General features: G+C 32.7%; 12 protein-coding genes. 9 read left to right on the forward strand and 3 right to left on the reverse strand.

Annotation, left to right across the window (positions count from 1 at the left end; genetic code table 11):
* The first annotated feature begins 101 nt into the window (after positions 1 to 101).
* The 5 genes from FHQ18_RS05390 to FHQ18_RS12610 are packed head-to-tail and all read left to right on the forward strand — an operon-like array spanning position 102 to position 3,077.
* The gene (locus FHQ18_RS05390; RefSeq protein WP_149266146.1) at positions 102 to 995 is read left to right on the forward strand and encodes a selenium metabolism-associated LysR family transcriptional regulator; all 894 of its coding nucleotides are present in this window, start codon (positions 102 to 104) and stop codon (positions 993 to 995) included.
* Positions 995 to 2,077: a tRNA 2-selenouridine(34) synthase MnmH gene (gene mnmH, locus FHQ18_RS05395; RefSeq protein WP_149266147.1), complete on the forward strand. Its 1,083-nt coding sequence runs from the start codon at positions 995 to 997 to the stop codon at positions 2,075 to 2,077. Before FHQ18_RS05390 ends, mnmH begins: the two co-directional genes overlap by 1 nt.
* Positions 2,022 to 2,747 carry a septal ring lytic transglycosylase RlpA family protein gene (locus FHQ18_RS05400; RefSeq protein ID WP_149266148.1) on the forward strand — a complete coding sequence of 242 codons (726 nt, stop codon included), beginning with the start codon at positions 2,022 to 2,024 and terminating at the stop codon, positions 2,745 to 2,747. Before mnmH ends, FHQ18_RS05400 begins: the two co-directional genes overlap by 56 nt.
* Before the next feature lie 9 nt (positions 2,748 to 2,756).
* Positions 2,757 to 2,891: an AAA family ATPase gene (locus tag FHQ18_RS12950; protein WP_425457883.1), complete on the forward strand. Its 135-nt coding sequence runs from the start codon at positions 2,757 to 2,759 to the stop codon at positions 2,889 to 2,891.
* Between the two features lie 33 nt (positions 2,892 to 2,924).
* Entirely contained in the window at positions 2,925 to 3,077 is a 153-nt protein-coding gene (locus tag FHQ18_RS12610; RefSeq protein ID WP_188020349.1) for a hypothetical protein, read from the forward strand.
* Between the two features lie 58 nt (positions 3,078 to 3,135).
* Here the strand turns inward: FHQ18_RS12610 and FHQ18_RS05405 are convergent, their stop codons facing one another.
* Positions 3,136 to 4,350: an ATP-binding protein gene (locus FHQ18_RS05405; protein WP_246798654.1), complete on the reverse strand. Its 1,215-nt coding sequence runs from the start codon at positions 4,348 to 4,350 to the stop codon at positions 3,136 to 3,138.
* A 613-nt stretch (positions 4,351 to 4,963) separates the two neighbouring features.
* On the opposite strand from FHQ18_RS05405, the gene FHQ18_RS05410 reads away from it, so the two are divergent.
* Genes FHQ18_RS05410 through FHQ18_RS05425 form a run of 4 tightly spaced genes read left to right on the forward strand, consistent with a single transcriptional unit; the run spans position 4,964 to position 9,706 of the window.
* The gene (locus tag FHQ18_RS05410) at positions 4,964 to 5,605 is read left to right on the forward strand and encodes a GntR family transcriptional regulator (protein WP_149266149.1); all 642 of its coding nucleotides are present in this window, start codon (positions 4,964 to 4,966) and stop codon (positions 5,603 to 5,605) included.
* A 15-nt stretch (positions 5,606 to 5,620) separates the two neighbouring features.
* Positions 5,621 to 7,006 carry an ATP-grasp domain-containing protein gene (locus FHQ18_RS05415; protein WP_149266150.1) on the forward strand — a complete coding sequence of 462 codons (1,386 nt, stop codon included), beginning with the start codon at positions 5,621 to 5,623 and terminating at the stop codon, positions 7,004 to 7,006.
* An 11-nt stretch (positions 7,007 to 7,017) separates the two neighbouring features.
* Positions 7,018 to 8,574, forward strand: a complete 1,557-nt coding sequence (locus FHQ18_RS05420) for a KamA family radical SAM protein (protein ID WP_149266151.1) — start codon at positions 7,018 to 7,020, stop codon at positions 8,572 to 8,574.
* Positions 8,567 to 9,706 carry a M20 family metallopeptidase gene (locus FHQ18_RS05425; RefSeq protein WP_223144586.1) on the forward strand — a complete coding sequence of 380 codons (1,140 nt, stop codon included), beginning with the start codon at positions 8,567 to 8,569 and terminating at the stop codon, positions 9,704 to 9,706. The genes FHQ18_RS05420 and FHQ18_RS05425 overlap by 8 nt, the downstream gene beginning before the upstream one ends.
* A 180-nt stretch (positions 9,707 to 9,886) precedes the next feature.
* On the opposite strand, the gene FHQ18_RS05430 is transcribed toward FHQ18_RS05425, so the two are convergent.
* Together FHQ18_RS05430 and uvrC are read right to left on the reverse strand one after the other, a co-directional pair.
* Positions 9,887 to 10,900, reverse strand: a complete 1,014-nt coding sequence (locus tag FHQ18_RS05430; RefSeq protein WP_149265152.1) for an IS110 family RNA-guided transposase — start codon at positions 10,898 to 10,900, stop codon at positions 9,887 to 9,889.
* A gap of 361 nt (positions 10,901 to 11,261) precedes the next feature.
* Positions 11,262 to 13,070, reverse strand: a complete 1,809-nt coding sequence (gene uvrC / locus FHQ18_RS05435) for an excinuclease ABC subunit UvrC (protein WP_149266153.1) — start codon at positions 13,068 to 13,070, stop codon at positions 11,262 to 11,264.
* Positions 13,071 to 13,257: the final 187 nt, after the last annotated feature.

Below are 13,257 nucleotides of genomic sequence, written 5' to 3' on the forward strand. Positions count from 1 at the left end.
ACTAATGTTTACGTCATTTTACTATTGATTTTTTCTATAATATTTTTAATAATATTTGTAAGTATTATAAAAATAACTTGAAGAGAGGAAGAGAGGATTTTATGGATTTCAAACAGATAGAAGCATTTGTATTTGTTGCAAAATATAAAAGCTTTTCAAGAGCGGCAGAAAAATTACTACTTAGCCAGCCTACAGTATCCACACACATCAACTCCCTAGAAGAAGAGTTGGGTGTCAAACTATTCGAAAGATTATCAAAAGAAGTTTTGCTCACTGAAGCTGGTGAAATATTTTACCCCTACGCCGTGGATATGCTTGACTTGAGGGAAAGAGCCTACGAAGCAATCAAAGAATTCTTACATGAAATCAGTGGACATATTAGAATAGGTTCTAGTACAATCCTTTCAGAATTTATCCTTCCTACAGCCATAAAGCAGTTTAAAGAAAAACATCCAAAAACTTATTTTACTATCGATGTTGGCAATTCCCAAACTATTGTTCAAAGAGTTTTTGATGGAATACTAGATTTTGCTCTTGTTTCAAGAAAAATTCCAAAAAAAGGGCTAGAATACACCCCATATTTGAAAGACAATATCATTCTTGCTGTTCATAAAGAACATCCTTTTTACACCAGAGACAGCATCTTCCTAGAGGAAATTTTAAATGAGAATTTTATTATAAGAGAACTTGGTTCTGGTACAAGAGCAGCAGTGGAACACGCTTTGAAAAGAAAGGGTTACGATTTCGATTCCTTAAATGTGGTTGCAACAGTAAGCACAACCCATGCTGTATTACATAGTGTAAAAAGGAAACTTGGGATCGGCTTTATGAGCGAATACGCTTTAAAAAATGAAATATGCAGCGATGAGGTTATTGGTGTACCTATTGTAGATCTTGTAGTTGAAAAAGATATCTACCTTGTTCACAGTAAAAAGAAAACCCTTAGAAACTCTGTAAAGCAATTTCTTGAAATTTTAAAACACCTCAAGAAATAATGCTATATATTGAGGAAGTTATACTTGAAGATGTCTTAAATAAGGGGCTATCAAATTTTAATCTTATTGATGTAAGATCACCTTCAGAATTTTTAGAAGACCACCTTCCTAATGCAGTCAATATCCCTATACTTGATGATGAAGAAAGGGCAATAATTGGTACTATTTACAAGAAAGAAGGAGCCCATACAGCAAAATTTAAGGGGATCGAAATTGTAAGCCCAAAACTACCTACCCTGATGAATCAAGTAAAAGATATAGTTACCAAGAATAACAAAAACACAATCATGTATTGCTGGCGCGGTGGAGATAGAAGCGAAGCTATGGTAGCCTTTTCAAAGCTTTCAGGCTTAAACGTAAGTAAACTAAAAGGTGGTTATAAGACTTTTAGGAAGTTTGTTTTTAACTTTTTTGAATATCAACTTGGTTCATCATACAAACCAAAAACCATAGTAATCTATGGTCCCACAGGTTCAGCAAAAACTACTATTTTAAGAACATTAAAATCAGAAGATTTCCCCATCATAGACCTTGAAGGTGGGGCTGCCCATAAAGGCTCATCATTTGGTTTTATAGGAGAACCAGAATTTCCTCATATTACGCAAAAATATTTTGAAACAAAAATATGGAAAGATTTTTATGACTCAAATTACAATAATTTTGTTATACTTGAGGGAGAAAGTAAAAAAATCGGCAAAGTCACAATACCAAATTCTTTATTTAACATGATGAATACAGGAATAAGCATTCTTGTAAATCCCAGTATCGATTTTAGAGTAAAATACACCCTTGATAATTATCTCCCATACTCTGACGAAAATTCAATATCCATAGCTCTTTCTAAAATTAAAAAATACCTAGGTCAGCAAAAAGTAAGTGAGCTTTTTGAATATTATAAACAAAAGCGATACTCTGACTTTGTCTACAATCTCCTTGTGAATTACTATGACCCTCTTTATAAAAAATCTTTGCCTGCTAAAATTGACTATATAATTACCTATGAAAGTATTGAAGAAGGACTTAAAAATGTCAAAGAAATATACAGTACTATTTGTGGTAGCTGCTCTACTTCTTCTATTTAACGGTTGTGCAAAAAAACACCGCCCTCCACGCTATAACGCAAAAGGAGTTTATTACGGTAAGCCATATATAATACGGGGAAAAATCTACTATCCATATACCAAAGTTAAAGATTTTGAACAGGTGGGGATAGCCTCATGGTATGGTATAGAAGAACATGGCAAACTTACTGCAAGTGGTGAAAGATTTAATATGTATAGTTTAACAGCAGCTCACAAGTTACTCCCTTTAGGGAGCATTGTTCATGTGAAAAACCTTGAAAATGGCAAAGAAGTAACCGTAAGAATCAATGACAGAGGACCATTCGTCTCTGGAAGAATCATAGATTTGTCATATGCAGCAGCTAAAAAGATAGGCATTGTAGGAAAAGGAACAGCAAAAGTAAAAATTACTTTACTGTCAGAAAGTCCTGATTTTTATCAAGTTAAAGGGAAAAGAATAGACTTTGATAAAGGTGATTTTGCAATACAGATTGGTTCATTCAAAAGTTATGAGAATGCTTTAAGATTAAAAAATAAGTTCAAAAATGCAAAAATTCTCACAGCTTATATTAGAGGTGTAAAATTCTACAGAGTATGGCTTACTGGTTTTAATTCTCTAGATAAAGCCAACAAGTATTTAGCTAAAATCAGGTACAAATACCACGGGGCTTTTATCACCTCACTGAAATAACAAATCTTTATTTTTCAAGAGACTAGGGCATTAAATTCTTTTTTAAAATATCTGGACAATTTCGAAGAAATTTTCATAGCCACAACCAACAGAATAAATTTACTGGACACATTATTAATCCTCCGCTTAAATCTCAAAGTATAATTCGAACAACCTGCTGAAAAAACGAGAAAAGAAATGTTAAAAGCATTATTATCAGATGTGCCTGCAACAATAATTGAAGAAATTGCTGCATGTCAACTTTCATATTCTCAAATAAACAGCTTGGCTCATTTTTATAAAACCTGTATGATGGAAAACGAAAAAAATTTGATTAATCAATCTTATTAATATGGTAATTTAGATAACCAAAAAAATAAGCGCAGTGAGTAGGATTACTCTCTGTAATTTATAGAAAAATATTAATAGGAACTGCATAAAGGTTTTTCCCGAAGGGAACTACCGAATCCCCTATATACAAAACAATTCCGATAGTACCAGGATCTATATGTTTTTGAAAATCTACGATATGTTTAAAATCCTCAGTGTAAACTGTTTGTGCAGCCTTCACCTCTATGGCAATCTTTTGACCGTAAGATTCAAGAATAAAATCAATTTCCTTTTTATCATGAGTCCTGTAAAACCAAAGGTCAATTATTCTATCAGAATAAGATATATGTTTTATTATCTCGGAAAAAACAAATGTTTCAAAAACGGCTCCTTTGTAATCCGATTTTAAAAGATCCTCTTTTGTCCTGATGCCAATAATATGACAAAAAATTCCGGAATCGGTTACATATATTTTAGGTGTTTTTACAAACCTCTTACTTACATTTGCAAAATACGGCCTCAATAAAGCAATCTGATAAACTTTCTCAAGTAAGGAAATATAATTTTCCACGGTTTCCATATTCAAGCTGGTTAACTTGGCAATTTCCGATTTATTCAGCAAAGTAGCACTGCGAGGGAATAACACATTGTAAAATCTAATAAAATTGTCTAAATCTCTTAATTCTCCAATTGTTCTTATATCTCTCTCAATATAGGTGCTTATATAAGAATTAAACCAGATAAACCGATCCTCTGCAGAATCTTTGAAAAAAGATAAGGGATAACCTCCTTCTAAAATAAATTTATACAACAAATCTGTCGTACCATTAACTTCAATCTCTGTGATATTGCTATCAAATAGTTGTAAAATAGGATTTTCATCAGGTTTGCGATTTTTTTCTTTTGCACTAAAAGGAAATAAAGTTAATTCTACCATTCTTCCAGCTAAAGTTTCCTGATTATTTTTTAAATTCAATACATTGGCAGAACCTGTTAAAAGAAAATCTCCGAAGACACCATGCTTATCAACAAACAGCTTGATAGAAGAGAGTAAAAAGGAAGCTTTTTGAATTTCATCCAGAGTAACCGGTTTTTTTATTGAGTTGATATAACCGATAGGGTCATTAATAGCCGCATTAAGCTGCAAGACATCATCAAAAACAATGTAATTTCTATCAAGATTCCTCACAAGCGTGGTTTTGCCAACCTGCCTTGCTCCAACCAGTAAAACCACGGGAGATAAATCCAGCGCTTTCATCAATTTTTGAGTCAATGTTCTTTTAATCAATCTCATATTTCATATTATAATATTTTCATACTAAAATACAAGAAAATTTCATATTATAGCAAGAATATTTACAAAAACATCTTATCAACAGAATTTAAAACTACAAAACACATTATTAAATTTAACCCAAAAATGAAAATATAATAAGATAGTTGTAAGACGTCCCTTATTTTTTTAAGGCTTTTCAGGGTGTACAGGGTGAAGTTTTCCCCTTGCGATATAAAAGGTATGGAGGTATCCCCATACAATATGTTCAAAAGAAATTTTCAGTAGAAATTAGCTGCTGTGTTCAGCCATTAATTAAAAAATGAAAGAAAAACTAGAAAATTTGACAACTGATTTTTGTGCAATATCCTTGAAATTTATTTCCTTAACCTCAACCTCTCTTAAACTTTGAACATTGAACATTGAACCTTGAACTTTGAACGTTGAACATTTACAACCCTTATACCCATTGACAACTATAAAAAAATCCTTCAACTCATAAAAAATTAGGGTGACTCCAGTTTTAAGTAACACCTCTTTTAAAAAATTTTTTGAAAATCCAACCAAAATGACTTGACATATTGTTTTAAAAATCATATATATTGTCGACAATCGACTGTTGACAAGGTGGTTTATGTTAGATAGAGAAACGTATAAAGATAAAGTTAAGAAATTTATTTACGATATGATCTTAAAAGGAGAGTACTCTCCTGGTGACCAAATCAAAGAAAGTACCATAGCAGAGATTTTAAATATCAGCAGAGCTCCCGTAAGGGAAGCATTGAGGGAACTGATAGTAGACAGAATCCTTGAATATATCCCTCACAAAGGAACTTTTCTTCGTAAATTAACACCAAAAGAGATTATAAATATTTACACTACACGAGGTGTCTTAGAAGGGTTTGCAGTTGCAGAATCTATGTTCAAGCTCACTGATGAAGATATTGAAACTTTGAAAAATCTTACACTCACCATGTTCACGTCTGCAAAAAATAATGAAAATGAAGTCTTAATCGAAGCCGGCGATAAATTTCATGAACTGCTTTTTTCAAAATGCGACAACGCACTCCTTGTTCATGAAACAAAAAAACTGAGCTTTCGTTCCCACATACTTTTTTCTCAAAACTGGACTGAAATATACACACCAGATGAGATCAAAAAGAGACATGATTTAATCATAAAATCCCTTTTAAGTGAAAACAGAAAGTTAGTGGAAGAGGTTATTAGGGAACATTATTTTGAAACAGGAAAAAAGATAGCACTCTTCATCATATAATTCTGGGAGACCATCATGGAACATGTCTTATTTACCAATTTTGAATATGATCCCAACAAGCACTATTTTCTATATGTTGGAGAACTTAAAACCTATGGAATCAATTTATTTTTCAAAGAAGCTCTCCAAAAACTCTTTCCCGATAAAGAAATAGATTTTTTCGCCATTGTCCCTGATGTATTTGAACAGTATGATTATGATAATATAATTGTAATAAATCCAGTAGTTGAAAATTACATCAAAAGATCTCACAACAAGAGAAAAATCAGTTCAAGAATTACCTCAAGAGAATTTTACACAGCAGTTTCACATAATGAATATGTCCACTCATTGATAAACAAGATTATTGAAAACCAAAAAGAACTCTACGTATATATGTTTGAAAGCTCACCTTATTTAACATTAATTGAGAGAGACAATGTCCATCTGATAGGTCCAGATCCATTTTTAGTAGAAAAATTTAACAATAAAATCTTCCAGTACACCCTTTTGAAAGATTTAATACCAGTAGTTGAGCATAAAATCTGTAATACTTTCACACAGCTTATCGAAGAAACAGAAAGTTTACGTGATGAATGGGATGAAGGTATTTTTGTTACTTTGGAATACAGCGCCGGTGGTGCAAATAGTGTGGTTTCTTACACAAAAAGAGATTTATTCAATAAATACAAAGGCTTTGACACCAACTACCTCATGTCTAGATATATTCCTCATCAGTACGATCCCACAGTGTTAGGTGTGGTAGGAAATGAAAACGATATTTATATTGCTGGTGTTGCAGACCAAAGAATTGTGGATGGGACAAGATTCACTGGCTCCACTTATCCTTCTGTTTTACCAGATGATATCATCGATAAACTCTATGAATATACCAGAACTATTGGCAAAATTTTAGGAAAATATGGCTACCGTGGAATTTTTGGCTGTGATTATATAGTGGATGATTCTCAAAATATCTACTTTGTAGAAATCAATGCAAGAAAGCAGGGAACAACTTTGGAATTTTGCTGTACTTTGGAAAATTGCCTTCCAAAGGATGCACCCAACCTGCCGGAATTGGAACTTTATGCAGTTTTGCACAACAAATTCCCTGAAAACACTGTGGAAAAAAGAGACTGTAAAGATATCCATTGGGGAACTTATAATTTTAAAGTACCTTCCAATACCGTCACAGATGGCTATATCCCGCAATTTAAAGATGAAAGAGAAGTATTTAAGAAAGTTGCTCAAGGAAAATTGAAAAAAGATTATGTGGTATTGGAGCATATCGGAAATGATTTCATCATTACCTCAGGAACATTTTTGGCAAGGATCGTCTCTGTAGCCCAAAACAGGGAAGATATGGCCGAAGGTATCGATTTTGGGAAAAAACTTGTAGAAAATACAATTTTTATACTTTGAAGGAGGAAAAAATGAATTTTCAAGATTCGTTTACCAAGGAGCTTTTTGAAAAACTTTTTAGTGGAGAAAAAAAGTCTGTTTACAATTTCCTAAAAATTGAAATTGATGAACTTTATAAGAAAGCTAAGGAAGAAAATTTTACAGGTCCTATCGTAGAGCTTTTTAGAAAATTGTTAAAATACAGAGAAATGGATAATATTTCTGCCGAATCCTTCGGCTTTACAAAAGAACAACTGTTTGAATTGGCAGAAAAACATCGTCAAATTGATGAGCACGGCGTTACTGTTGGAGGTAGAGTTCTTAGAGCATTGCCTATTGTAGAAGAAGCAAACAGCAGAGTTGCAGAATATCTTGCAAAAAAAGATACAGAAGCTCCAAGCGGTATAGAACTTTGGGATCAAATTGTTGAAAACAAGAAAAAAATACAAGAGATATTAGGAATATCAAATGAAGAATGGAACACTTATTCAGGACAATTGAAATACGCCATTGAAGATGTGGAAACTTTATCAAAGATAATCGACTTGCCCGCAAAAGCTATAAAAGATGTCCTTCGAGTTACTCAAAACTATAGAATGAGACTCACCCCATACTATGCAAGTTTAATAATGCCAGGTAACATAAATGATCCAGTTCTCCTGCAGTCAGTTCCAACAGGTGAGATGGTGGACAATGTCGGTGTAGAAATACCTCCAGTAGCAGCTGACCACTCACCCGCAAGACTCATCGACCAATTTTATCCAAGAGTTGTAACCATTAAATCCACAAATATGTGTGCAATGTACTGTACTCACTGTCTAAGAATTGCCCATATTGGCAAAAAAGACAGAATTTATAATAAACAGGCTTACGAAGAAGCACTGAATTATATAAGGAATAATAAGTACATCAGAGATGTCCTTGTCACAGGTGGAGACGCATTTGTACTGCCCAATAAGCTTTTAAAATGGCTTTTGGATGAACTTGATAGTATTGAACATGTAAAAATGAAAAGAATTGGGACAAGAATTCCTGTTACAACACCACAAAGAATTGATGATGAATTGCTTGATATTTTAGAAGAAAGTAATGATAAAAAACCTCTCAGAGTAGTTACACAGATTAATACTGCACAAGAAATTACTCCAGTTTCAAGAGAAGCATTTAAACAGATTTCAAAGAGAGTTTCTGCTGTATTAAATCAGGCAGTGCTTCTCAAAGGAATCAATGATACAAAAGTAAAAATGTGGAAACTTTGTGAAACAATTCAGGAAGCATATGTAAGGCCATATTATGTATTTAACTGTAGTTATAGAAACCCACAATTTGCTCATATGAGAGTGCCAATAGAAGTGGGACAGGATATTATTGAAGGTATGTACGGAAATATTTCAGGTGATGCCATCCCAAGATATATAGCCACAGCAGGTGGAAAAATACCTCTTCATAGGACAAATGTTGTAGATAGAGTTAATGGTGAAATTATTCTGAGAAAACCTTGGAGCGGTGAAGAAGTGAAATATCCTGACGCAAATCCTGATATGTATTACAATGACGATAAATTTGCATTCAAGAAATATTATGAATAGAGAACAATTTGAAAAATTTTACACGGAGCATGAGCAGGAAATGCTCATGCTCTTTCAACAATTAGTGGAAACGAATTCTTACAGTTATAATTCTACCGGAATTAAAACCTGTCTTGATTTATTTGGACAGACTGCTTCACCTTTTCTTGAAACAACACACTTGGAAAACAATTGTCTTTTACTTTACAATAAAAAGGTTGAGAAGAATTATGTTCTCTTAATGGGCCATATGGACACCGTTTTCCCGGAAAGTTCTCACTTTCAAAATTTTATCATTGATGGAAATTTGATTAAAGGTCCAGGCACCTATGACATGAAAGGCGGACTTATTGTTGTCCTTTATGCTTTAAAATTTTTACATAATATGGACTTATTAAATGATATTCCGGTTCGTTTTCTAATAAACTCTGATGAAGAGATCGGTTCATTAAATTCTAAAAAAATCATTCAAGAAATGGCAAAAGACGCTCTGTTTGCCTTTGTATTTGAAGGCGGAGGAATAAACGGTGAAATAGTTACGGGAAGAAAAGGTAAAATAGGCCTAAAAGGAATTACTCAAGGAGAAGCAGGACATGCTGCTTTTATAATTGAAGGTAAAAAGTCCGCAGTCCTAGAAATGGCTTACAAAATTATACAATTTGAACACCTTAATGATTCCCAAAAAAACATCTCATGTAATGTAGGAAAAATAACAGGTGGAACAGGTGCCAACACCGTGCCGGATTACTGTGAAATCCTTATTGATATTAGATACACCTGTAATGAAGATGCAAAGGCGTTGAATGAAAAAATAAAAGATATTGCAAGAACAACCCATGTAGAAGGCGTAAAATTTCAACTGATAAAAACATCTGAGCGCCCTTGTATGGAAAGAAAAAACAATATTGGACTATTTCAAATTGTTACAGAAGCTACAACAGATATAAAAATGAAAGTCAAAGAAGAATTTCGCAATGGCGTATCCGATGCAAACTTTATTGCAGAAGTAGGTACGCCCGTTTTGGATGGCTTTGGCCCCATCGGTGGCAATGATCACAGCGATAAAGAATACATCTTAAAGGATTCTTTAAAAGATAGAATCTTACTTACCGCAAACGCTCTTTTAAAATGCTATAGTAACTTAAAACAATAAAAGTTTTCAACAATTTGTTAACTGGCGTCACCCCATTTTTTGCAAGAACCTTAATTTAATAAGTTTAGAAAAAACATTTTTCGGGTTCAAGTTCCCATAAAACCGCCATGGACGGCGGTTTTAGAGGAACTTGCCTCGGAACAAAACTGGACGTTTTGTGAGAATGTTCCGTGTTAATTGTCAACCATTTTCTGTAACCTCTGTTAAATTTTTTAAATATTCTGGATCATATGGCCTACCGTTTTTTAATACACCAAATATTTGCCTTATCAATTTATTCGCTACTGCTATTATCGCCAATTTCTTCGCTTTACCTGATGATAAAAGCCTTCTATACAAATTTGAACAAAATTTATTATACCGTATCGCTGACAATGAACATACAAACAATATCTTCCTTATATAAGCATTTCCTCTCCTTGATATATGTCCCCTTCCCCTTACAGATGTCCCAGATTCCCTAATAGAAGGACACAAACCTATATAACTAACAACCTCCTTCGCCCTCTTGAAATTACGAAAACACTCCAATTTGCCCAACACTATCGACGCTAACTTCATACCTACTCCAGGAATACTCATAACTAACTCATATTCCTCTCTATAACGACTTTTCAACAAAACCTCTAGTTCCTGCTCCAATTTCTTAATCTTGCTCTTATAGGCGGAAATTACATCTTTATAACACGATATAACCTCTTCTTGTTCATATGGCAATTGGCTAAATCCCTCTATCTGATTATTCAATCTATTTATCTGAGATTGAAAATCCTCTATTGCTTTTAAACGACTATCTATCTCATAATATAATTCATCCTTAGGTTTAAATCTCCATTTATAACCATATTCCAGCCCATATTCCGCTATCAATTTGGAATCCGATTTGTCTGTCTTTGCCTTCCTTAAATTCATATCTGAATATTTCTTTATTGACATCGGATTAGCTACACTTACTTCGTAACCTAACTCCCTACTCAAATGGGTGGCTAATTTTAAATGATATACTCCTGTACTTTCCATCATAAAAAGTACTTTCGACCAATCTACTCCTTTTACTTTCTTAAGAAAATCTTTAGTAAAAGATCTTACACTATTGCTCGTCTCGTAATACTTGTGCGTAGATCCATCATAAAAACTTATTGACAATGTCGACTTTGATACATCAATACCTACCACATTTTCAAATCTTCTCATTTTATAATGTCTCCTATATTTTTTCTTGAGCTTTGCTTCCCTTTATACTATCATCGCAACATAATACAGGCTCGTAGCCTAATGTTCCGTCCAGTATTTGGAAAGCTGAAGGTGGGGACAACATTCTCAACGGTTTCTTACAACCAATGAGAAAAATGTCCTTGTTCACCTTCAGTGCTCCATACATTACATAACCTTTTTTTAACTCTTTGTTAATTGTTTATTCCATATTTCTAATATACGATGAGAAAAATGTTTTTCCTAAACTATTACACTATAACTAATTGATAAATTAAAATAATCTTCTTTTAATTCATAAAAAATGGGGTGACGCCAGTTTGTTAAAGATGTTTTTCCATACTTAAGATTTATTTCTTACAAAATCGATTATTTTTTCCGCAATCTTTTGAGGAATTTTACACTTGTTTATCAAATCTTCTGAAGAAATATTTTTATTAACATATATATCAGGAAAAGCTTTTAAAACTTTTTTTGCTGTTTTTTCTCCAACTCCTTCTATTGTTATTAAAGGTGATTCTTTAATATTCTTCAGCATTAACTTTCTTTGATATTCAATGGCAAACCTATGAGCTTCATCCCTTAATTTCTGCACAAAAAGAAGTATACTGTCATCCCTTTGAAATGTAATCGGATTTTTTCTTTCGGGCAAAAACACTTCTTCTTTTGAAACCAGACTTTTTAAATCTTCTTTTTTTGACCTACCCTTAGCGATTGCGATAAAATTTCCTTGCACTCCCGCATCTTCAAATCCTCTTATGGCACTTGAAAGCTGCCCTTTTCCTCCATCAATTATATACAAATCAGCTAAAGGTTCTTTTCCTTCTTTAATTCTAAGCCCCTTCCTGTAAAAAAGCTCATACATTGCTGCAAAATCATCATTTTCTACAGTTTTGATTTTATATCTTCTATATCCACTTTTATTAAATTTTCCATTTTCATAGGCGATAGAAACACCTACCGTATACTCTCCACCTAAATGTGAAATATCAGCACATTCAATTAAGTTGGGAACTTTTGACAAACTAAACCTTTTAGCTAACCTATTTAATAAATCTTTATCAGTTAACTTTGCTTCATAAAAGTTTTTGAAAGCAACCTCAATATTTCTTTCAGCAAAACCTATTATCTCTCTTTTTATTCTCTTCATCATCTTTATTTTGCTATCTTCAAAAAGTGATTTCATTGCAGATTCTAAGACATCAGAATAAACCACCTCATTATTGAAAATAACTACAAACTTCTCAGGTTTGCTCCATTTTTTGTAATAGTATTGACTCACAAAACTTATAATATCATCCTCTTCCAAATTCTCCTCTAAAAAATTCTTATCAACTCCAATAATCTTTCCCCCTCTTACAAAAATATACGCTATTCCAAATATATTTTCTTTCATGTTTTTAAAATAAAAAATATCAATATTTACATTCTCATTTAGAACAGCAATCTGTTTCACTGATAATTTTTTTAGCCCTTCAATTCTATCTCTCAACTCAGCCGCCTTCTCAAATTCAAGCTTTTTTGACGCCTTAAGCATTTCTTCCCGTAAATAATCTTCTACTTCTTTTATTTGCCCACTAAAAACCTTAACTATATTCTCCACATTCTTCAGATAATCACTTTTAGATATAAGTTTCTCGCAAGGGCCACTACACCTTTTAATTTGATAATTTATGCATATTTTACCCTTTTTAAACGTTGCCTCACTACATGTCCTTATGGGAAAAAGCTTTAATATTTCTTTGAGTAACCCTCTAACATCGCCCACATTTACAAATGGACCAATATATTTACCATCTTTATCAATTTTTCTTGAAATAATAATTTTTGGATATTCATGAGTTGTAATTTTCAAATATGGATAACTCTTTGAATCCTTTAATAAAATATTATATTTTGGTTTTTCATTTTTAATGAGATTTGCCTCAAGTAGTAATGCCTCTACTTCATTGGATGTAACAATAAATTTTAAATCTTTTGCCTTTTCTAACATCAGTTTAGTTTTTATAGTCTGGGTTCCTTTAGTAAAATAAGAGCTCACTCTCTTTTTGATATTTCTAGCTTTACCCACATAAATAGGTTGGTTCTTTTCATCAAGAAAAATATACACACCAGGCAGTGCAGGAATAACATCTAATTTTATTTTTTTCATAGCGTTAAAAACTAACAAAATTTCTTAAAAAGTAAATATTAACTTTTTTTGTTCGGCCCTACTTTGGCAATTCTCTTTATTTATTAGGTATTTCAAGATACTGAAATTTGTTCATTTTACCTATGGTTAACACCAACTTGACAATCAAACAAAATTATGTATATTGATTTCAAAATTCCCATGGAGG

The sequence above is a fragment of the Deferribacter autotrophicus genome (assembly GCF_008362905.1).
Classification (GTDB): Bacteria; Chrysiogenota; Deferribacteres; order Deferribacterales; family Deferribacteraceae; genus Deferribacter; species Deferribacter autotrophicus.

Coding starts and splice junctions, on each gene's coding strand:
- mnmH (WP_149266147.1), top strand. CDS start 995: ATGCTATATATTGAGGAAGTTATACTTGAAGATGTCTTAAATAAGGGG.
- FHQ18_RS05415 (WP_149266150.1), top strand. CDS start 5,621: ATGGAACATGTCTTATTTACCAATTTTGAATATGATCCCAACAAGCAC.
- FHQ18_RS05390 (WP_149266146.1), top strand. CDS start 102: ATGGATTTCAAACAGATAGAAGCATTTGTATTTGTTGCAAAATATAAA.
- uvrC (WP_149266153.1), bottom strand. CDS start 13,070: ATGAAAAAAATAAAATTAGATGTTATTCCTGCACTGCCTGGTGTGTAT.
- FHQ18_RS05410 (WP_149266149.1), top strand. CDS start 4,964: ATGTTAGATAGAGAAACGTATAAAGATAAAGTTAAGAAATTTATTTAC.
- FHQ18_RS05405 (WP_246798654.1), bottom strand. CDS start 4,350: ATGAGATTGATTAAAAGAACATTGACTCAAAAATTGATGAAAGCGCTG.
- FHQ18_RS12610 (WP_188020349.1), top strand. CDS start 2,925: ATGTTAAAAGCATTATTATCAGATGTGCCTGCAACAATAATTGAAGAA.
- FHQ18_RS05425 (WP_223144586.1), top strand. CDS start 8,567: ATGAATAGAGAACAATTTGAAAAATTTTACACGGAGCATGAGCAGGAA.
- FHQ18_RS05430 (WP_149265152.1), bottom strand. CDS start 10,900: ATGAGAAGATTTGAAAATGTGGTAGGTATTGATGTATCAAAGTCGACA.
- FHQ18_RS05400 (WP_149266148.1), top strand. CDS start 2,022: ATGTCAAAGAAATATACAGTACTATTTGTGGTAGCTGCTCTACTTCTT.
- FHQ18_RS05420 (WP_149266151.1), top strand. CDS start 7,018: ATGAATTTTCAAGATTCGTTTACCAAGGAGCTTTTTGAAAAACTTTTT.